Raw genomic sequence first — 20,750 nt, forward strand, 5'->3', positions numbered from 1 at the left:
CTGTCAGGGCTTGCCTTGGCCTTTGGCCTTGCCCTTGGCTTCCTTCGCCGCATTCGAACGCCCCGCGCCCGGCGGATCGACGGCGGGCGCCGGTTCAGGCGCCACGGCCGCCACGGCCGGTTCACCCGGAACGCTTACGGTGTCACCCGGCGCCCCGGAGAGGCCGCCGCCGGCCGGATCAGCCTGTGGTGCCTCGGCGGGCGCAACTGCCGCCACGTGCGCTGCGATGTCTGCCCGGACCGAGGCCAGTGCGCTTTCGATCCCGTTGTACCGCTCGGGTGAAAGCCGCCCGTCCGCTGCCGCCTCGCCCAGGTCCTTCTCCAGTGCCGCAAGCGCTGACAAGGCGCCGTCCATCCTGTTTTCGGCCGCCGCCTGGCTGATGCCCAGCACCCGAACCTGGAAGCCCCGCAGCAGGCCCTGGTCGGTGCGCCCGGGGCCAACGGCAGCGGCGCCGGCAACCAGTGAGGCTGCGACGGCAATGCACACGAGGATCAGGGCACGCGTTCCGCGGCGCCGCAGGCTGCCACGGGTGCCGGGCGCTGTTACACGGTCATTGTCCGTGTCGCGTCCGGCTTCAGGCCGCATGCCGGCCACGGAGCGGGACGACGGAGGGTGCGCGCAGGGGCAGCACGGTAACGGTGGCGGGGTCCGCGGGCTCCTGGGCTGCCGGCGTCCTCCGCGAACCGAAAGTCGACCGCGCCAGGATATGGCGGACAGCGGTGCGGATCCAGGTGGTGAGGAATAGACCGATCCCCATCCCGAGGAGCACGTGTCCTGCAACGTAATGTTGCCCGGCTCCCGGACCCCCTTCGGCTGCCATCGCCACGCCGCCGACGGTCAACATCATTGACAGGGCCGTTCCTGAGATAACGCCCATGGCTCCTGCTCCATCCCATTTAGTCAGCACGCTTACTGGTATTGCTCAGCAAGCTTACTACTTGGCGGGACTGATTCAAGAGCCCGGAGGGTAAAGGGCGGGACGGTGGGCTGGCCGAAATACCGGTGCCGGTCAGCCGGCAGCTTCGAGCAGGCGCTCGGCCGGCGAGATCCCCGCGTAGCGTCCCTTGAAGAACAACAGCGGCTCAGCGTCCACCCGGGCATCCAGGTGCCGTACCGCCGCCACCACGATGGTGTGGTCGCCGCCGTCGTATTCCGCGTGCAGTTCGCAGTCGAGCCATGCCAGGGCGTCATCCAGGACCGGATTGCCCAAGGGCGACGAGGTGTGGCTGACGCCGGCGAATTTGTCCGCCCCCGAGCGGGCGAACTGACCCGCGAGGTGCTGGTGTTCAGCCGGGAGGATGTTGATGGCGAAGGTGCCCGCATTGCGCAGCACGGGCCAGGTGGTGGACGTACGCGCCGGGCTGAACGTGACGAGCGCCGGTTCCAGGGACAGCGACGCGAACGACTGGCAGGTGAAGCCTGCCGGCCCCTGTGGCGTAGAGCTCGTAATTACCGTCAATCCGCTGGCAAAAGTTCCAAAAATGTCCCGCAGCCGGCGGGGAGCGAGATCTGATGTGGCGGTCATAATGTGGCCTCTCGTTTGGATCGTTACCTCACCAAACCATCAGCGGATTGCTTTCGACAACCGCCAACGCAATGCACTGACGCGGACCGCAATGGAGCTTCATGCCGGTACTTTCAGCGTCATAACAAGAGTTTATGACGCGTTGAATGACCTTCTTTTACTGCGCATTTATTCCTGTGTCCCGTAATTTCGATTTGTTTATCCCGGTGTCATTGGCATTCGCCGCGACGTGCCGGACCCGGCTAATTTTCCATGGAACCTCATCGGAAATTGACGGCATCCGGAATGCGCATTTCCCTGCGCCGCCATAATTTCCGCCTCAACTGCCTCTGAAAGGGACACGGCATGACATCAGCAGAACCCGAAGCGCCAGCACGCACCCTTCAACCGTCGAGGGCAGCCGATCCCTTCGTCCTCGAACTGGCTGCCCGGTTTCCACACATCGAGGTTCTGGCCCCGGCGCCCGGTACCCGGCCATACGGCCACGACGCCGCGACGGCGAAGTCCGCAGGCACCGGGCACGGCGATGGGCCCGCCGTCGTCTTTCCCGCCACCGCGGAGCAGGTGCAGCAGGCAGTGCGTCTGGCCGCGGACCTGGGCGTCACAGTGGTTCCACGGGGAGCCGGGACGGGACTTTCCGGGGGCGCAGCCGCCGGAGCCGGCCAGGTGGTGGTGTCCACGGAAAGGATGAATGCGGTCATCGAAATCTCGCCGCTCGACGAAGTCGCCGTGGTGGAGCCGGGCATCATCAACGCCACACTGAATACACTCGTGGAGCCGTACGGGCTGTTCTATGCCCCCGATCCAGCCAGTTTCGACATCTCGTCCATCGGCGGCAACGTCGCCACCAACGCCGGCGGGCTGCGCTGCGCCAAATACGGGGTGACCAGGGAATCGGTCCTCGCCCTCGACGTCGTCCTGGCCGACGGCAGCCTTGTCACCGTGGGGCACCGCTCCATCAAGGGTGTCACCGGGCTCGACCTGACCTCGCTGTTCGTAGGCTCCGAGGGGATCCTGGGCATCGTTGTCCGCGCCACCGTGCGGCTGCGGCCCCTCCCCGTGGCCCGCAGGACCGTCACTGCATCTTTCGACAGCACGTCCGACGGCGCAAATGGACTCTCAGCCATCACGCTATCCCCGGTGCGGCCCGCCGCCATCGAATTCTTCGACACCCCGAGCCTCGAAAACATCGACCGGCACTCCGGCACGGTGCTCCGCGAGCGCGGCGCGGCCCTGATCCTGATTGAACTCGACGGCTACGGCATTGCGGAACAAACGGCGGACCTGGCTGCCGCACTGGCCGCTGCCGGCGGCCGGGTGAGCGTGGAAGGGGACGACGACGGCGCACGGCTGTGGGAACTTCGCCGCAACGGCCGCGGCCTTCCGCAGGACCAGTGGTACATCGGCGAGGACATCGCCGTCCCAAAATCCCGGCTGCCCCAGGTCTATGCTGCGTTTCCGGCGCTCGAGGACCGGTTCGGGGTCAGGATTTCGGCGGTTTCCCATGCAGGCGACGGCAACCTCCATCCCCTGATCACGCTCGACAAGCGTCCGGGCGACCATCCGACACGGCCCCCACAGGCGTTGCAGGATGCCGCCACGGAACTGGTCAGGGTTGCTCTTTCCCTGGGCGGCACCGTCACCGGGGAACACGGCGTCGGCAGCATCAAGCAGGACTGGGCCGCCTTGGAACTGTCCCCCCGCGTCCGCCAGGCGCAGCACGCCATCAAATCAGCGCTTGACCCGCGCGCACTTCTTAATCCCGGCAAAGCCATCTAGCCGGCCACCCTTTATCCAGGAGACTTTCCCATGAACCCCACTGAATTCCGCCGCCGTGTGTTCCTCGCCGGCCTCGCGTCCATTACCGGTTCCGCCGTCCTCACCGCATGCGGCGGAGTGGCCGCGAGCAGCACGTCCGACGCCGGCCCTCCGGTCGAGGGCGGCAACATCACCTTCCTCATCCAGGGGTACGACACCGGCTGGGTTTCGAGCAAGACGTCCATTTCCAGCTACGAGGGCAACCTGTGGGGCCAGATCACCGACAAGCTGGTCTATGTCGATGACAAAGGGCAGCTCAGCCCCTGGGTTGCCGAAAGCTGGGAGGAACTTAACGGCGCCAAGGACTTCGTGCTGCACCTCAAGGATGGGGTCACGTTCTCGGACGGCACGCCCCTGGACGCCGCCGCCGTGGTGGCCAACCTCACCGCCTGGGCCAAAGGCGCCCCGGACCGCGGCATCAGCAAAGTTGGACTCTTCCCATCAGGCAACTTCGTCGCAGCTGTTGCGACCGACGCCAGGACGGTCAAGGTCTCCTTCTCCTCCCCCGCCCTGGGCTTCATTGCCACCCTCTCCTACCACGGCTGCATCCTGTTGTCGCCCAAGACGCTTGCGTTGCCGGTCGAGGCCCAGGCGGACCTCGCCCAGGAAATCGGCAGCGGCCCGTTCGTCCTGAAGTCCTGGAAGCAGGGCGACTCCTACGTCCTGGAGAAGCGAAAGGACTACAACTGGGGGCCGGCGGCCCTGGGCCACACCGGCCCTGCCCGGCTGGACACCATCACGTACAAGGTCATCAAGGACACCTCCGTCCGTACCTCAACCGTGGCTTCCGGCCAGGCGGAAGTGGCCTTCAACGTGGAACCGCAGGAAATCGAATCCCTCAAGGCACAGGGGTTCACCGTGGGCACCCCCAAGTACCTGGGCTTCGTGGACGGCTTCCAGGTCAACACCCAGGCCTTCCCCACCAACGACCCCAGCGTCCGCAAGGCCATCCAGCACGGCATCGACCGCGAAGAGATCCGCAAGACCGTCTATACGGAAGACTGGGACGCTGCCACGACCTTCATCCAGGGAAACGTCCCCGAGGCCGGCGACTACAGCAGCGCCTTCGCATTCGACGACGATAAGGCAAGGAAACTGCTGGATGACGCCGGCTGGAAACCCGGCCCTGACGGCTTCAGGGTGAAGGATGGCAAAGTCCTGGAATTCCCACTGACCCCCAACCCGTACGTTCCGTCCACCAAGGCCGAGGACGAGCTCATCGCCCAGCAGCTCGGACGGATCGGCATCAAGGTCACCCTGAAGGTGGTAGACGTCGCCGGATACGCCGCCATCCAGGCCGCCCGGCCGCCGCTGTTCCAGACCTCCCGGAGCTTCGTGGACGTCGGCACCGTGGCAGGGGTCCTGACGAGCCAGAACAATGGCGAGAACTGGTTCAACGTCGGCACCAGCGACCAAAGGCTCAACGACCTGTCCACCGCGATCGCCAGCGCCTCGGACCGAGAATCCCGCGCGAAGACCGCCGGCGAGCTTCAGCAGTACGTCCTGGAACAGGGATACTTCATCCCGCTGAACCAGCTGGTCCAGCGCCTTTACCTCATTTCGCCCTCAGTCCGGGGCGTCCAGTACAACGGCCTGGCCTACGCCAACTTCTACACCGCCTGGATCGCCAAATGACCACCGGATACGGCCGCTTCGCCCTGGCCAGGGCCGGCCAGGCGGCGGTCGTCGTGCTCCTCGCCTACGTCCTGACCTTCCTGGTCATCACGGTCCTGCCCGGCGACGCCATCAGCAACTCGCTCCGCGACCCGCAGTCGGGACTCGGCGAGGCCGACATCCAACGGATCGTGGCCTACTACGGCCTTGACCAGCCGGTGCCGGTCCAGCTGGCGCTATCCCTGGGCCGGTTCCTGACCGGGGATCTCGGCTTCTCCCTGCAGTCCAGCCTGCCGGTGGCGCGGATCGTTGGCGACGCCCTGCCGTCGACGCTCACACTGGCCGCCAGCGCACTGGCCATGGCCGTCGTGTTCGCCGTCGCCATCGCCTACGGCGCCCATTACGCACCCCGGCGGTGGGCCGGGCTGCTGCGCTCCATCCCGTCTTTCTTCCTGTCCGTGCCCAACTTCGTGATCGGCCTGGTCCTGATCGAGCTCTTCGCGTTCCGGCTGCACTCCTTCACCACCACGGACCCCAACAGCGCCACCGCCACAGCGTTCGCCGCCGTCACCCTCGCCATCCCGGTCTCCGCGCCGCTCGCCGAAGTGCTGATTGCCAGCCTGGACCACGAATCCCGGCAGGAGTACGCACTCGTGGCCCGCTCCCGGGGCCTCGCCGAAGCGCAACTGTTCACCCGGCACCTGGTCAAGCCCTCAGCCCTCCCGTCCGTGGCAATGGTGGCCCTCATCGTGGGCGAACTGCTGGGCGGCTCCGTCATCACCGAGACCATCTTCGGCCGCGACGGCATCGGCACCGTGGTCCAGAAAGCCGTCACGGGCGAGGACCAGCCGGTCCTGCAAGCGGTGGTGTCCCTCTCCGCCGTCGTCTTCGTGGCGGTCAACCTCGCCGCCGACCTCCTCACCCCATTGCTCGACCCGCGGGTCAACGTCAGAAAGGCAGCCAACGCATGAGCGCCAACCTGGACTTCGCCCGGCTCCGCAGCGCCGCCGCCCCCTTCCGCTCCCGGACATCCGTACCGCCCACGGTGCTGCTCTCCTTCCTGGTGGTCCTCGTGGTGGTGCTGTGGTCACTGTTCCCCTCGCTGTTCACCGGCTACGGCCCTGCCGCCGGCAACACGGGAAGCAAACTCGCACCGCCCAGCCTGCAGCACTGGTTCGGGACCGACTACCTTGGCCGCGACCAATTCGCCCGGGTGGTCTACGGCACCGCGTCCTCGGTCACGAGCGCCCTGGTGGCTGTGGCCATCGGCCTGCTGGTGGGGAGCGCGATCGGCCTGGCGAGCGGTTTCCGCGGCGGATGGCTGGATGCGACCCTTGGCCGGTTCGTGGACGTACTGCTCGCCATCCCCGGCTTCCTGCTGGCCGTGGTGATCGTCAGTTCACTGGGCTTCCAAACCATCAACGCCGCCATCGCCACGGGAGTCTCCGCCGTCGCCGTCTTTGCCAGGCTAATGCGCGCGGAGGTGATCCGGGTCCGCCGCGCGGCGTTCGTCGAGGCCTCCTACCTTGAGGGCGGCAACCGGCTCCAGGCCCTGCTGACGCACGTCCTGCCCAACGCGTACCGGTCGGTGCTGGTGCTGGCAGTGCTGCAGTTCGGCACATCGATCCTGGTGATTGCCGCCCTGGCCTTCCTGGGCTACGGTGATCCGCCCCCGGCATCGGATTGGGGCCTGCTGGTCGCGTCGGGCAAAACGTACGTCACGGCCCCGTGGCTGGTGTACGCCCCGGCCCTGGTGATCGTGGCCACCGTCCTGTCGATTAACCGCATCAGCCGCTGGCTGAGGAACACCAAATGAGCCCTCAAGGTCTCCGAGGAAAGGACACACCGGTGCCGGACAATCAAACGTCCCCGCTGCTGGCCGTCGACGGCCTGAATGTCGCCTACGGCCACAGGGAGGTGGTCCGCAACGTCGGCTTCACCCTTGACCGCGGCGGAAGCCTGACCTTGATCGGCGAATCGGGGTCCGGGAAATCCACCATCGCCAAAGCGGTCCTGCGGCTGCTCCACCCGGCCGACGCCACCGTGAGCGGGAGCGTCCGGCTGCGCGGCGAGGAAGTCCTTGCCCTGCCGGAGCGTTCATTCCGCCCCCTCCGCGGCCGGAAGCTCGGGTTCATCCCGCAGGATCCGGGCTCGGCCCTGAACCCGGTGCGAACCATCGGCGCGCAGGCGCACGAGGCAGCCGCCCTCACCGGGGAGCGGAACGCGACCCTACGGCGCCAGGCCATCCTGGACGTCCTTGGCCAGGTGGGTCTGCCGGACCCGGCCCGCGTCTACGATTCCTACCCCCACCAGCTCTCCGGCGGGATGCTCCAACGGGTCCTCATTGCCCTGACCGTCCTTCCCCGGCCATCGGTCATCGTGGCCGACGAGCCCACGTCGGCGCTCGATGTCACAGTCCAGAAGCTCATCCTGGACCTGCTCGGGGACCTGCGCCGGGAACTGGACATCGGCCTGCTCCTGATCACCCACGACCTCGCCATCGCCGCCGAACGGGCCGACACACTGGTGGTACTCAAAGACGGCACGGTCCAGGAACAGGGGTCCTCGGCACAGGTCTTTGCAGCGCCCCGGACGGACTACGCGCGCCGCCTGCAGGCCGATGTTCCGGCATTGAACCCGGACCGCTACCGCCTTCAGCGCACGGACGGGCAAAGCCCGACGCCGGACCGGCCCGTCCAGGTGGCCGTCACCGGCGTCGCCAAAAGCTTCCATGTCCGGGGAAACAAGGTACGCGCCGTCGATGGCGTTTCCTTCGCCGTCGAACGCGGCCGCACCCATGCACTGGTGGGCGAATCCGGCTCTGGCAAAACCACCGCAGTGCGGCTGCTGCTCGGCCTGGAAACGCCGGACACGGGAACCATCAGCGTGGGCAGCCAATCAACCGCCGGCCTGTCCCGGGAGGGGCTTCGGGACCTGCGCCGGCACCTCCAGTTGGTATACCAAAATCCGTTCACCTCGCTCGACCCCACGTGGCGGGTGGGCAGGATCGTCCGGGAGCCGCTGGACAGGTTCGGCGTGGGCACCGCTGCGGAGCGCGAGGACCGGGTCCTGGACGCCCTGCACTCCGTTGGACTTCCGGAGGACGTAACGGACCGCAGGCCCGCCCAGCTGTCCGGGGGCCAGCGGCAGCGTGTGGCCATCGCCCGGGCACTGGTGGTCCGGCCCGACGTCGTGGTCCTGGACGAGCCGACGTCTGCGCTGGACGTCAGCGTGCAGGCGGGAATCCTGGAACTGCTGGCCCGGCTCCAGCGCGACCTCGGGCTGACCTATGTCTTCGTCTCCCACGATCTTGCCCTGGTGCGCCAGGTGGCCGACACGGTCTCTGTCCTGCGCCGCGGGCGTGTGGTGGAACAAGGCACCGTAGACCAGGTCTTCGACCACCCGAAGCATCCCTATACCCGGGAGCTCCTGGCGGCCATCCCGGGCACTTCCGGCCTCACCATCCCTGCTGCCGTCGTGGCACCCGCCGACCGCAGCCGCATCCCGAACCCAGAGAAGGCAGCACTGTGACAGCTACTCCGACCGCCTCCGCCCGCAAACCCACCCTGATCGCCGGGTTCACCGCACCCCAAGGGTTCGGCGACGCCACCTTGCGCGACAAGCGCCCGGACGCGATCGAGCTGCTCGGCGGTATTCCCGATCCCGGCGTGCTGCCGGCCGCCGAACTGGCCTCCGCCACCGCCCGGGTGCTCGCCAGGCCCGGCTTGCCTGCCCTCCAGTACTCACGCACGGAAGGCATCTCCCCGCTGCGTGAGTGGATCGCAGCACGCGAGGGCGTCCCCGTGGAACGGATCGTCATCACCAACGGCGGCTTCCACGGCCTGTCCCTGGGCATCCAGGCGGTGGTGGAGCGCGGCGACCTCGTGGCGGTGGACAACCCGATCTTCCCGCTCTTCCTGCGCGGGCTGCAGCTCTCGGGTGCGCAGACCCTACCGGTGACCGTAGGCGCCAACGGCATCGATGTGGACGAACTGGATGCCAGGCTGCGCCGAGGGGCGCGGCCCACTGCCCTCTATACGGTGCCGGACTTCCACAATCCGTCCCAGGGCACCCTCCCCGCAGCCGCAAGGAGCAGGCTGGTGGAGCTGGCGGAACACTACGGCTTCGTGATCCTGGCCGACAACCCCTACCGGGAGCTCTGGTACGCCGGCGGCCCGGAGAGCGTGGATGCCTTCAATACCTCTGACCACGTCATCCACATCAATACCTTTACCAAGACCTTGGGTCCGGGGCTGCGGCTGGGCTGGCTGGTGGCGCCGGAGCGGCTGCTTCCGGACCTGGTGGCGCTGCGGAGCCGGCAGGATTCGCACAGTTCAACCTTGGTTCAGGCGGTCGTGGGTGAGGCGTTGACGGCGGACCCCGGACTCTTTGAAGCGACGCTGGGCCGTGCCCGCGAACTCTACCGGACACGGGCGGAGGCGCTGATCGCGGCGCTGGAGCGGGAGGCGCCGGGAGCCTTCGAGAGCGTGCGGCCGGCGGGAGGCCTCTTCCTCTGGCCACGGCTGGCCGATGCCGCAGTTGACCCGGACCGCCTGGCGGCCGCTGCCAGCGCCGAAGGGGTCGAATACCAGCGCGGTTCGTTCTTCGCTTCCGGGCCAGGCACCGATGCCCACCGGCACCTGCGCTTTGCGTACGGCGACGTGCCGGCTCCCCGGCTGGAGGAGGCCGCGGTGCGCCTGGGCAGGGCACTGGAGCGGCTGTAACCAGCCGTGGCAGCACGGGACGAACGCCGCCTGTCCCGCCGATACTGTTGGCCAGCCAGGGTCGGTCAGGCCCGCTGGTCCAGTGCGGCGAGCAGCCGGCGGACCGAGCCTCCGAGGTTCCAGTCCCCGGCCGCCTGCTCAAGCCCGGCGCGCCGACTGCCGGTCACGGGCCGGAGCCGGGCCCCCGCCTCGTCCAGGGTGGGCAGCTCCAGGTTGCGGACCAGGCGCACGACGGCGGGGGCGGCTTCCAGGTATTCGGCGGCGGCGTCCAGCCTGGCCCGGACCGGGCCGGATACCCCGCCGCCGGGCTCATCGGCTGCTGCCAGCAATCGTTCCAGGGTGCCGTACTTCAGGAGCAGTGACGACGCCGTCTTCTCACCGATCCCGGCAACGCCCGGCAGTCCGTCCGAGGCGTCCCCGCGCAGGGTGGCGTAATCGGCATACTGCTGCGGCAGGACCTTGTATTTGGCCACCACGGTTTCCTCCGTGACCACCTCGAGGTTCTTCATGCCGCGCGCGGTGTAGATCACCCGGACGCCGCGTTCGTCGTCGCAAACCTGGAACAAGTCCCGATCTCCTGTGACCACGTCCACCGGGAAGGCGGCGTGGCTGGCATAGGTGCCCACGACGTCGTCGGCCTCATGGTCTGCGGCCCCCACGATGGCAATGCCGGCGAGCTCAAGGGTCCGGCGGATCATGGGCAGTTGGGCCTCGAGGCCCTCGGGGACCACCTCGATGTCGGTCCCGCCCGGTACCGCCTTCGCCACGCGGTGTGCCTTGTACGTGGGGATCAGGTCAACCCGCCACTGGGGCCGCCAGTCGTTGTCCCAGCACGCCACCAGATGGGTGGCCTGGTAGTCGGTGGTGAGCCGCGCGATCATGTCCAGCAGGCCGCGGACAGCGTTTACCGGCGTACCGTCCGGCCGCCGGATGCTGTCCGGAAGGCCGTAGAAGGCACGGAAGTACAGGGAAGCAGTGTCAAGCAGCATCAGGCGCTGGGGCATACCTGATCCTGACACGGATTTCCCGCCTGCGGCTGCACCGGGCAACCGACGCCGCGCTGCCTAGAAGGACGGCATGGTGAATTCCATGCCCAGCAGGCCGCGGCCCGCCTGCTCCAGGATGGGGTCGAGGCCCAGCGTGGGGTGGCTCAGGAGCACGCCGACGTCGCGCTGGATCCGCTGCAGCGGATGGGACAGGCGGTGGGCACCGGCGCCCGATCCGGCGACGGCGAGCCGGACCGCCTCCTGGGCGGCCTCCGCGCTTAGGGCCAGCGACAGCCGGAACGAGGCCCACTCCCGTGCGGCAGGCCCACTGGGCGCCGGCCCGTCCCCCGGCAGCAGGGACAGTGCCGCCTGCCAGTGCAGTTGGGCGGTGGCCACCAGCCCGGACGCCTTGGCGTAGCGGGTTTGCGCCGGGACGTAGTCTGCCTGCCGGGTGATGGTGCCGTTCTTTTCCTTCCGGCGCAGCAGCTGGTCCCGGAACAGCTCCAGGGCATACTCTGCGGAGCCAAGTGCCGCCGCCGGGGCCACCAGGTTGAGCAAGGTTGACATCGGCGCAGAGATCAGTGGTTCGGAGTGGAGCTCTGCGCCGGGATTGTCGGGGCCGCTGAGCACGGCCCAGTCCATGACCCGGTCCGCCGGAACGAAGAGCGAGTCCGCGCGGAGGTCGTTGCTGCCGGTTCCCCTGAGCCCGTCCGTATGCCACGCGTCCACCAGTTCCAGGTCGGTGAGCGGAACCAGCGCCTGCAACCGGATACCATCATGCTGCACAGCCAACAGGGCCCATTGCGAGTGCATGATGCCCGAAGCGAAGCTCCAGTGGCCCGAAACCGCATATCCGCCCGGTACCTTCCGCGCCGAACCAACCGGGGCACTGGTTGCGGCGGCGAGCGGCATCACGCCGCCGGAAAAAACGTCGTCCTGCACCTTCCGGGGCCAGCGTGCCAGCATCCAGGCGTGCTCCGCCAGGTGCCCGGCGGTCCAGGCCGTGGAGGCGCAACCCCGTGCGAGGCCCCTGATGGCTTCCCCGTACGTCTGTGCGCCCAGGCCATACCCGCCGACACCCGCGGGCGCCAGGAGACGGAAGATGCCGGCGGCCCCCAGGTCCCGCATCGTCCCCTCCGGGAGCCGGCGCAGCTGCTCGGCCTCCTCCGCCCTGGCGCGCAGGGCGGGGATCAGGGCTTCCACGCGGCCCAGCATGTCCGCGTGACCGGGGGCGCGGCCCGAGCCTTCCGGGGCGGCGCGGACGACGGCGGCCTGGCCGAGCTCCAGCGTATGTCCGGTCCGGTCCCGCTTGGCGGCGAGGTAGCGGGAGTTGGCCTCGGAGAGGTGGACACCGGTGGGGATCTTTTCGGCGGTGGCGATGCCGAGTGCGGCCAGCTGCGAAGCTTTGTCGGGATTGTTGCTCAACAGCCTCACCGACGTGGCGCCCAGGGCATTGAGCATCTGGGCTGCCGCCGTATAGTCGCGTTCATCCTCGCTATGGCCGAGGGCAAGGTTGGCGTCATAGGTGTCAAGGCCCTGGTCCTGCAGGGCGTACGCGTCGAGTTTGGGGTAAAGGCCAATGCCGCGGCCTTCTTGGCGGAGGTAGAGCAGGAAGCCTCCGGCGGCAGCAATGCGTTCCACGGCTTCCCGGAGCTGCGGTCCGCAGTCGCAGCGCTCGCTGCCAAAGACGTCCCCTGTCATGCATTCGCTGTGCAGCCGGACCAGGGGCGCCGTTGCGCCGCCGAGGAGGGCCTGCTCCCAGTTGCCCAGGGCCAGCAGCAGGTGTTCGCGGCCGTCCACCAAGCCATGGAACGTCATGACGACGGCGGTGGTGGCGTAGCCGTCGACGAACCGGAGCGGGACGCTGACCTGGCTGCGGACGGTGGCCGCGGGCAGGGCGGACGAATGCGGTGCGGAATGGGCAATTGCTGTCATTGCGGGCCTCGGCGATCATCATAAATGGTTGAAGATTAAAGTAAGGGTATCCCGCATTAGTTCAAGCTTCAAGCATTGTGTCCGGACAAGTCGGGGCTGCCTGAACGTTCGAATCCGACCGGTTTTGGCCACACCCTTGACCACCGCACCCGGGCCCGCCGATACTTCCATATGGTCCAACCACACAGCCCATGACGGCTCCGTGGCCGACGCCAGGCGGCGCACCCACGGGTGGAACCCACCCCACAACGAGAGCAGGATTCTGATGCCCGGCATGCAGACCACCATCAATGACAACGGCGCATGGTGCTGGTTCCAGGACGAGCGCGCCCTGGTGGACCCGGCCAACAACACGCTGCTGGTGGGCTCCGTGGCAGCCTCCGGGGGCGCAGGGGGCGACAGCCGGGGCGGAAACATCGAGGTTGCCGTCCTTGACCTTGCTACCGGTGACAGCCAGGTCCACGTTGTCCACACAAGGCTGGAGCCGGACGACCACAACGCCCCGGCGCTCCTGATCAGGCCCGATGGCCGCTACCTGGCGATGTACGCCAAACACAAGACCGACAACTACTCCCGCTGGCGGATCTCCACCCGGCCACATGACGCCTCCGAATGGGGCCCGGAGGAACACTTGGACTGGACGGAGCTGGCCGGCGGCCGCGGCGCGACCTACTCGAACCTGCACCGGCTCGCTGCCGAGTCCCGGGTGTACAACTTTGTCCGTGCCATCAACGACGACCCCAGCCTTCTGGTGTCAGAAGATGACGGCACCACATGGCGGTTCGGCGGAAAACTCTTCACCCGCCCCAAGATCGGCTACGTCAACGGCTACACCCGCTACTGCGGAAACGGGACGGACCGCATTGACCTCATCACCACCGACCACCACCCGCGGGACTTCAACAACAGCATCTACCACGGCTACATCCGCGACGACGCACTGCACGACGCCCGGGGCCAGGTGGTCAGCAAGCCGCTGATCGGCTCGCCGGGGATCAACCAGGCTGCACTGACCACAGTGTTCGCGGCGGGAACGGACATTGACGGTGACATCCTTACCCACGGCTGGACCGTGGACCTGCGCCGCCAGGGGCAGGACCTGGCCGCCATCATCAGCTGCCGCGCCAACGACGTCAACGGCCCGCTGCGGCGGGAGCAGCCGCTCGACGTCGATGATCACCGGCTGCTGTACGCCCGGTTCGACGGGAGGCAGTGGAACCTGCATCCGCTGGCGGCCGCCGGCCCGGCCCTGCTGCCGCACGAGCAGGACTATACGGGCCTGGGCGCGGTGGACCCGCATGACCTCAACCAGGTGTACATCTCCACTCCCATCGACCCGCGGACCGGGCAGGCCACCGGCCACCACGAGATCTACCGGGGCAGGACGCGGGACGGCGGCGCCACCTTTGGCTGGGAAGCGATCACAGAAGGCTCCGCAGTGGACAATCTCCGGCCTATGGTGCCGCCCGGGGATCCCTCCACCCACGCTGTCTGCTGGTTCCGCGGCAGCATGACCTCGTCCCAGGTCTATGCGACAGACGTGGTGGTCCTGCATTGATGCCGGGCGCCCGGACCATCCGGGCCCGGTGACCGAGTGTGATCGAACCGGCGCCGGCCGTTGACCCCGCCGCACCCCGTGCGCCAGTGTTGAAACGTTATTAGCGACGGCGAACGGCCAGGACGACGAATGCACCACCCAGCGGAGCTCGAACCAACACTGACGGTGTCAACACTGGGGGCGCCCGGCGAAAGCCTGGACACGGTCCTGTCCTGGTTGGTGGCGCACGGTGCACGGGGAGTGGAGCTGCGGCTTGGCCGCGGCGAAATCGCCGCCCCGGCCATGACCCGGCGCGAACGCTCCGAACTCCGGTCCCGGATCGAGGGGGCAGGCCTGGCGGTCACCGGAGTGGCCAGCTACATCAGGATCGCTGAACCGGCTGACGATGTGCTGGTGGTGGGAGCACTCGAAGCGGCATTGATCCTCGCCCATGATCTCGGCGCACCGGCCGTCAGGGTATTCCCGGGAGCCCCTGCCCGCCCCTGCGGATACGACAGTGTTCCCGAAACCATCCAAGCCAGGCAGGAAGCCAACGCCCTGGCAGCCGGCCGGCTGACCGCCGTCGCGCGCTTGGCCCGGGACCTGGGAACGTACCCGGCGCTTGAAACGCACGATTCGCACCCCCGCGGCAGCGACATCGCCGCCATCCTGGACATGGTGGATGGGCCCGCAGGCGCCGTCTGGGACCTCATGCATCCGTGGCGGGTGGGTGAGACCCTCGGCGAAACGTGGCGGGCCCTGCAGCCCTGGCTCACCGGCGGAGCGGGCAGCGTCCAGGTCAAGGACGCCCGGTTGCCCGCCAGCCGGACCCCGGCCCTCGTCGGCACAGGCACCCTCCCGGTCGATGCCTTTGCCGGGCTGCTCCGGGACGCCGGCTACGCCGGTCCCGTCTGCCTGGAGTGGGAGAAGGCGTGGCACCCCGACGCACCGCCACTGGACGAGGCACTCGGTTCCGCGGTGCGGTGGTTCCGGCGCCACTGGCCTGCGCGGCCAGGAGCCGACACCGCCGCACCTTTTTAGCCCCAGCCCTTCCCTGGAGACATCATGATGGAGCCGTGACCTGAACTCACCCTTGGAACTTCCGGGGACAACAGCACCGCCAACGCCTTCACCGCGCGGCGGCTGCCCACCTCTGGATTCAGCCTGTCGTGGGCTCTTCGCCGTTGGCGACAGCTTCGATCCAATCCACGGCCCCATCAGTAAGCTGGGGACCGTCAGCTGATTCTCCAGCCCACCATTCAGGATCGGTCGAGCCGCCGGTGACGGCCATGATGTCCGTGATGACAAGGGGCGCCAAGGGCTCGCCGTTGTGCTCAATGAGCCACGTGCGTGTTTCGTCGCCTACCAGCGGCCACCAGGCGGATATCTTCATGAACGCAGTATCGCACCGACGCTGGCCCGTGCCTACGCTCATCTGCGGGCGCGATTTCGCTTCCACAAGCCGGTGCAGAAATGCTAAGCCCCTGTTAGCATTTTCCCCACGTGCATGTGACCCGTGCCACAGGCATGTCGATTCGACGACCAAAGGGGTGCCCCATGGTGAATCCGCTGCAATGGCCAGTGCTGCGCCAACTGCTCGAGAACGATCCCACGGGCAGGCATCATGCCGTGAAATCATCCGCCACCGAAAACCTCACGCCCCGGATCGCCACCGCAGACCACGTGGTCCCTTCGGTGTGCCCCTACTGCGCTGTGGGATGCGCCCAGCGGGTCTACGTCAAAGACGGGACGGTCATCCAGATCGAGGGCGACCCGGACTCCCCGATCAGCCGGGGACGGTTGTGCCCCAAAGGCTCGGCCTCGCTGCAGCTGACCACCGGTGAGTCCCGCGAAAAGTACGTTCTCTACCGCCGGCCCCACGGTACTGACTGGGAGCGGCTCGACCTTGAAACAGCCATGGACATGGTGGCCCAACGCGTGGTGGACACCCGCCGGAAGACCTGGGAATGGGAATCCGGGGGCCTCCGCACCCGCCGCAGCATGGGAATCGCCAGCTTGGGCGGCGCCACCCTGGACAACGAAGAAAACTACCTGATCAAGAAGCTGTTCACCTCCCTGGGGATCGTCCAGGTGGAGAACCAGGCGCGGGTCTGCCACAGCTCCACGGTGGCCGGCCTTGGCACGAGCTTCGGCCGGGGCGGCTCCACCACCTATCTCCAGGACCTCCAACGCGCCGACTGCATCCTGATCCAGGGATCAAACTTCGCCGAAGCACACCCCGTCGGATTCCAATGGGTCATGGAAGCGAAGGAACGAGGGGCAAAAATCATCCACGTGGATCCCCGGTTCTCCCGCACCAGCGCCATGGCCGATACGTTTGTTCCAATCCGCGCCGGGACGGACATCGCCTTCCTGGGCGGCCTGGTCAACTGGGTCATTGGCCACGATGCGTACTTCCACGACTACGTCGTCAACTACACCAACGCCGCTACCATCCTCGGCAAGGATTTTCGCGATACCGAAGACCTCGACGGCCTCTTCTCCGGATTCAACCCGGACGATTCCTCCTATGAAACCGAAAGCTGGCAGTACGAGGGAGGCTTCGCGGCTGCGTCCTCCGGTGAACGGGACGCGGACGAGCAGGAAGGCAGCAGGCTGGGTGAATCCTCGCACGCCCAGTCCCATGGTTCCGGCGGGCCCGGCGTGGCCGGGAAGTGGCACCGCGACGAGACCTTGCAGGATCCGCGCTGCGTGTTCCAGGTCCTGCGCCGGCACTACTCGCGGTACACCCCGGAGATGGTGGAAGAGGTGTGCGGGGTACCGCAGGCCTTGTTCGAGGAGGTGGCCGAGGCGCTCACCAGCAACTCGGGCCGGGACCGGACCACGGCCTTCGCCTACGCCGTGGGCTGGACGCAGCACACCACAGGGACGCAGTACATCCGGGCCGCATCGGTTTTGCAGCTCCTGCTGGGCAACATCGGCCGGCCCGGTGGCGGGATAATGGCCCTCCGCGGGCATGCCAGCATCCAGGGCTCCAGCGACATCCCCACCCTCTTCGACCTGCTGCCCGGCTACCTGCCCATGCCGCACGCCAAGCAGCACCTGGACTTGGCCGGCTACGTGGAGGCGGACTCCGCCAAGCAGGGCTTCTGGGCCAACATGTCCGCCTACACCGTGAGCCTGCTCAAGGCCTGGTGGGGGGACGCCGCCACGGCAAGCAACGACTACTGCTTCGACTACCTTCCCCGGATCACCGGCAGCCACAGCACCTACGACACCGTCATGGCGCAGCTGGAAGGAATCTGCAAGGGCTACTTCCTCATGGGCGAAAACCCCGCCGTCGGATCCGCCAACACCCACCTGCAACGTGCCGGGATGGCCAACCTCGACTGGCTCGTGGTCCGCGATTTCTCCCTGATCGAAAGCGCCACCTGGTGGAAGGACGGCCCGGAAATCGCCACCGGCCAGATGCGCACGGAGGACATCGGCACGGAAGTCTTCTTCTTTCCGGCCGCAGCCCACACGGAAAAGGCCGGCAGCTTCACCAACACCAACCGCCTTGTCCAGTGGCGCGAGCAGGCCGTGGAGCCTGGCGCCGAGCGCCGCAGCGACCTCTGGTTCATCTGGCACCTTGGCAACCGCATCCGGAAGCTGCTCGCGGACTCGCGCGACGACGTCGACCGTCCCATCCTGGACCTGACGTGGGACTACCCCACCGTCGGCACCCAGGATGAACCGGACGCGGACGCCGTTTTCGCCGAGATCAACGGCCGCGGCCCCGACGGCAACCCGCTCTCCGCCTACACCCAGCTCAAGGACGACGGCTCCACCTCATGCGGCTGCTGGATCTACTGCGGCTGCCGCGCCGACGGCGTCAACCAGGCGGCCCGGCGGAAACCCCACACCGAGCAGGATATTTCCAGCCGCGAGTGGGGCTGGGCATGGCCGGCCAACCGGAGGGAACTGTACAACCGGGCCTCCGCCGATCCGGAGGGACGGCCGTGGAGCGAGCGGAAAAAGCTCATCTGGTGGGACGCGGACGCCGGGACATGGACCGGCGACGACGTCCCCGACTGCGAGCCCGCCAAACCACCGTCCTACCGTCCCGCCGAGGACGCCACGGGCACCGACGCCCTCTCCGGCATCGACCCGTTCATCATGCAGTCCGACGGAAAAGGCTGGCTCTTCACCCCCGCCGGCCTGACCGACGGGCCGCTCCCCACACACTATGAGCCGCAGGAATCCCCCTTCGACAATGCCCTCTACGGGCAGAACCGGAACCCGGTCCGGAAGCTCCTCAAACATGACGGCAACCGGTACCAACCCAGTGGCCGCGAACCGGGGGCGGAGGTGTACCCGTTCGTGCTGACCACCTACCGGCTCACGGAGCACTTCACCGCCGGGGCCATGACCCGTTGGCTGCCCTACCTTGCCGAGCTGCAGCCGGAGTCGTTCTGCGAAGTGTCACCGGAACTGGCGGCCGAGCGGGGGCTCACCAACAACGGCTGGGCCACCCTGGTCTCGGCCCGCGGAGCCATCGAGGCCAGGGTCCTGGTGACCGGCCGGATGAAACCGCTCACCGTGCAGGGCCGCACCGTGCACCAGATCGGGATGCCCTACCACTGGGGCCCCAACGGACTCAGCCGCGGCGATGCGATGAACGAGCTCTCCTCCATCGCCATGGACCCGAACGTCCACATCCAGGAGGTCAAGGCATTGACAGTGGACATCCGTCCCGGGCGGAGGCCGCAAGGGCCGGCCTTGCCATCCCTGGTGGCGGAATACCGTCAGCGGGCAGGCATTGATGAGCACACCGGCCAGGAAGGAATCAAGGCATGAGCGTCACGCAGTTGGGAATGCCCGCCATCGGAGCACCCGGTGAAGCACGCAAGGGCTTCTTCACGGACACCAGCCTCTGTATCGGCTGCAAGGCTTGTGAGGTGGCCTGCAAGGAGTGGAACTCGCTGCCTGCGGAGAGGCCGTTACAACTCACCGGTGAGTCCTTTGACAACACTTCCCGGCTCAGCGCGGACACCTGGCGGCACGTGGCCTTCATCGAGAAGAAGGTTCCGGCTCCGGCGGCTGGCGGAACCGAGGGCATCAAGTGGCTGATGTCCTCGGATGTCTGCAAGCATTGCACCAACGCCGCCTGCCTGGATGTGTGCCCCACCGGGGCGTTGTTCCGTACCGAGCATGGCACGGTGGTGGTCCAGCAGGACATCTGCAATGGCTGCGGGTACTGCGTTTCGGCGTGTCCGTACGGCGTGATCGACCAGCGGCCCGACGACGGCCGCGCCTTCAAGTGCACCATGTGCTACGACCGCCTGGGTGTCGGCGAAGAGCCGGCCTGCGCCAAGGCATGCCCCACCCAGTCCATCCAGTACGGTGAGCTTGATGAGCTCCGGGAACGGGCCGACGCCCGGGTCGCGGAGCTCCACGAGCGGGGCGTGGACGAGGCCAGGCTCTACGGCAGGGATCCCGACGGCGGGGTGGGCGGTGACGGGGCCTTCTTCCTGCTGCTGGATGAACCCGAAACCTACGGGCTGCCGCCGGACCCGGTAGTGACCACCAGGGACCTGCCTGCCATGTGGCGGCGGGCCGCGGGTGCTGCTGCCGGGCTCCTGGCGGGGGCCGCCGTCGTCTTCTGGGGAGCCAGGAAGTGAGCCGCCGCCGGGAGCGTGAGGAATTCACCTCATACTATGGCCGGCCCATTCTCAAGGAACCCACCTGGGAGGCGGCGGACATCGCGGGGTACATTTTTGCCGGCGGCGTGGCTGCGGCCTCCTCCATGCTGGCGGCCGGCGCGCAGTACTCGGGGCGGCCCGCATTGGAACGCCGGGCCAAGCTCACGGCGCTGACCGCGATCTCGGTGTCCGCAGCGGCGCTGGTGCATGACCTGGGCCGGCCGGAACGGTTCCTCAACATGCTGCGGGTGGCCAAACCCACCTCGCCCATGAGCATGGGTTCGTGGATCCTTTCCGTGTACGGCCCGCTCGCCGGCGCGAGTGCGGCCGCCAACATCACGGGACTGTTCCCGGCGGCCGGGCGGGCCTGCGGCCTCGGCGCAGCTGTCAGCGGTTCCGCGGTGGCCACGTACACGGCGGTGCTGCTGGCCGACACCGCGGTTCCCACCTGGCATGACGCCCACGAAATCCTGCCGTTCGTGTTTGCCGGTTCGGCCGCCGCTGCCGGCGGCGGCATCGCAGCCGCCCTGGCGCCCGTCCCGGAGGCCGGTCCTGCGCGGCGCATGGCAGTGGCGGGTGCGCTGCTGGAAACGGTGGCGAGCCTGCGGATGGAACGCAGCGGCCACCTGAGCACGGAGACACTGCGGGAGGGCCGGGGCGGTACGTTGATGCGCCTGTCCAAGGCCTTCAGCATCGGCGGCGCCGTGGGGCTGGCCCTCGGCGGTCACCGGTCGCGCACCGTCAGCGTCGTGGGTGGCCTCGCCGTGGCTGCGGGGTCGGCCCTGCTGCGGTTCGGTGTCTTCGAGGCCGGAAAAGCGTCGACGCGCGACCCCAAGTATGTGGTGGTCCCCCAGCGGGAGCGCCTCAACGCTGCCGAAGCCGCCAGGAGGGAAGCCGCCGGCATCGACGCGGCAGCCTGAGCCGGCCGCCTGAACGGAAGCCGCAGCCCGGGCCGGGACGCTGCGG

17 protein-coding genes are annotated in these 20,750 nt (G+C 67.8%); 11 read left to right on the forward strand and 6 right to left on the reverse strand.

The window, feature by feature from the left end:
* Positions 1-3: 3 nt before the first annotated feature.
* The 3 genes from QRM96_RS02145 to QRM96_RS02155 all read right to left on the reverse strand — a co-directional run bounded on the left by QRM96_RS02145 (position 4) and on the right by QRM96_RS02155 (position 1,525).
* Entirely contained in the window at positions 4-585 is a 582-nt protein-coding gene (locus tag QRM96_RS02145) for a hypothetical protein (RefSeq protein WP_285318157.1), read from the reverse strand.
* Positions 575-877 (reverse strand): hypothetical protein, encoded by a 303-nt coding sequence (locus QRM96_RS02150; RefSeq protein ID WP_285318159.1) that lies wholly within the window; start codon positions 875-877, stop codon positions 575-577. The genes QRM96_RS02145 and QRM96_RS02150 overlap by 11 nt, the downstream gene beginning before the upstream one ends.
* A 132-nt stretch (positions 878-1,009) precedes the next feature.
* On the reverse strand, positions 1,010-1,525 hold the full coding sequence (locus QRM96_RS02155) for a flavin reductase family protein (RefSeq protein WP_285245992.1): 516 nt from the start codon (positions 1,523-1,525) through the stop codon (positions 1,010-1,012).
* A gap of 345 nt (positions 1,526-1,870) precedes the next feature.
* On the opposite strand from QRM96_RS02155, the gene QRM96_RS02160 reads away from it, so the two are divergent.
* From QRM96_RS02160 to QRM96_RS02185, 6 genes are read left to right on the forward strand one after another with little or no spacing between them, the layout of a single operon-like run.
* Positions 1,871-3,304: an FAD-binding oxidoreductase gene (locus QRM96_RS02160; protein WP_285318161.1), complete on the forward strand. Its 1,434-nt coding sequence runs from the start codon at positions 1,871-1,873 to the stop codon at positions 3,302-3,304.
* Positions 3,305-3,334: 30 nt separating this feature from the next.
* The gene (locus tag QRM96_RS02165) at positions 3,335-4,978 is read left to right on the forward strand and encodes an ABC transporter substrate-binding protein (RefSeq protein WP_285318163.1); all 1,644 of its coding nucleotides are present in this window, start codon (positions 3,335-3,337) and stop codon (positions 4,976-4,978) included.
* Complete coding sequence (locus QRM96_RS02170) at positions 4,975-5,928, forward strand: ABC transporter permease (RefSeq protein ID WP_285318165.1); 954 nt, start codon at positions 4,975-4,977, stop codon at positions 5,926-5,928. Before QRM96_RS02165 ends, QRM96_RS02170 begins: the two co-directional genes overlap by 4 nt.
* Positions 5,925-6,773 carry an ABC transporter permease gene (locus tag QRM96_RS02175; protein WP_285318166.1) on the forward strand — a complete coding sequence of 283 codons (849 nt, stop codon included), beginning with the start codon at positions 5,925-5,927 and terminating at the stop codon, positions 6,771-6,773. Before QRM96_RS02170 ends, QRM96_RS02175 begins: the two co-directional genes overlap by 4 nt.
* Positions 6,770-8,488 carry a dipeptide ABC transporter ATP-binding protein gene (locus tag QRM96_RS02180; RefSeq protein ID WP_285318167.1) on the forward strand — a complete coding sequence of 573 codons (1,719 nt, stop codon included), beginning with the start codon at positions 6,770-6,772 and terminating at the stop codon, positions 8,486-8,488. The genes QRM96_RS02175 and QRM96_RS02180 overlap by 4 nt, the downstream gene beginning before the upstream one ends.
* Positions 8,485-9,681, forward strand: coding sequence for an aminotransferase-like domain-containing protein (locus QRM96_RS02185; RefSeq protein ID WP_285318169.1), 1,197 nt, complete (start codon positions 8,485-8,487; stop codon positions 9,679-9,681). The genes QRM96_RS02180 and QRM96_RS02185 overlap by 4 nt, the downstream gene beginning before the upstream one ends.
* Positions 9,682-9,746: 65 nt before the next feature.
* Here the strand turns inward: QRM96_RS02185 and QRM96_RS02190 are convergent, their stop codons facing one another.
* Both QRM96_RS02190 and ribA read right to left on the reverse strand, forming a co-directional pair.
* Entirely contained in the window at positions 9,747-10,685 is a 939-nt protein-coding gene (locus QRM96_RS02190; RefSeq protein ID WP_285318171.1) for a 5'-3' exonuclease, read from the reverse strand.
* A gap of 60 nt (positions 10,686-10,745) precedes the next feature.
* The gene (gene ribA / locus QRM96_RS02195) at positions 10,746-12,602 is read right to left on the reverse strand and encodes a GTP cyclohydrolase II RibA (RefSeq protein WP_285318172.1); all 1,857 of its coding nucleotides are present in this window, start codon (positions 12,600-12,602) and stop codon (positions 10,746-10,748) included.
* Positions 12,603-12,867: 265 nt separating this feature from the next.
* Between ribA and QRM96_RS02200 the strand changes: the two genes are divergently transcribed.
* Both QRM96_RS02200 and QRM96_RS02205 read left to right on the forward strand, forming a co-directional pair.
* Complete coding sequence (locus tag QRM96_RS02200; RefSeq protein ID WP_285318174.1) at positions 12,868-14,160, forward strand: BNR-4 repeat-containing protein; 1,293 nt, start codon at positions 12,868-12,870, stop codon at positions 14,158-14,160.
* A gap of 129 nt (positions 14,161-14,289) precedes the next feature.
* Positions 14,290-15,180, forward strand: a complete 891-nt coding sequence (locus tag QRM96_RS02205) for a sugar phosphate isomerase/epimerase family protein (protein ID WP_285318175.1) — start codon at positions 14,290-14,292, stop codon at positions 15,178-15,180.
* Between the two features lie 118 nt (positions 15,181-15,298).
* Here the strand turns inward: QRM96_RS02205 and QRM96_RS02210 are convergent, their stop codons facing one another.
* Entirely contained in the window at positions 15,299-15,532 is a 234-nt protein-coding gene (locus QRM96_RS02210; RefSeq protein WP_109044652.1) for a hypothetical protein, read from the reverse strand.
* A 164-nt stretch (positions 15,533-15,696) separates the two neighbouring features.
* Here QRM96_RS02210 and fdh point away from each other — a divergent pair, with 164 nt between their 5' ends.
* Genes fdh through nrfD form a run of 3 tightly spaced genes read left to right on the forward strand, consistent with a single transcriptional unit; the run spans position 15,697 to position 20,704 of the window.
* On the forward strand, positions 15,697-18,939 hold the full coding sequence (gene fdh / locus QRM96_RS02215; protein ID WP_285318177.1) for a formate dehydrogenase: 3,243 nt from the start codon (positions 15,697-15,699) through the stop codon (positions 18,937-18,939).
* Complete coding sequence (locus QRM96_RS02220; RefSeq protein ID WP_018761212.1) at positions 18,936-19,763, forward strand: 4Fe-4S dicluster domain-containing protein; 828 nt, start codon at positions 18,936-18,938, stop codon at positions 19,761-19,763. The genes fdh and QRM96_RS02220 overlap by 4 nt, the downstream gene beginning before the upstream one ends.
* Complete coding sequence (gene nrfD, locus QRM96_RS02225) at positions 19,760-20,704, forward strand: NrfD/PsrC family molybdoenzyme membrane anchor subunit (protein ID WP_285318179.1); 945 nt, start codon at positions 19,760-19,762, stop codon at positions 20,702-20,704. Before QRM96_RS02220 ends, nrfD begins: the two co-directional genes overlap by 4 nt.
* The last annotated feature ends 46 nt before the right edge of the window (positions 20,705-20,750 follow it).

This window comes from Pseudarthrobacter sp. lyk4-40-TYG-27, assembly GCF_030209295.1.
GTDB lineage: Bacteria > Actinomycetota > Actinomycetes > Actinomycetales > Micrococcaceae > Arthrobacter.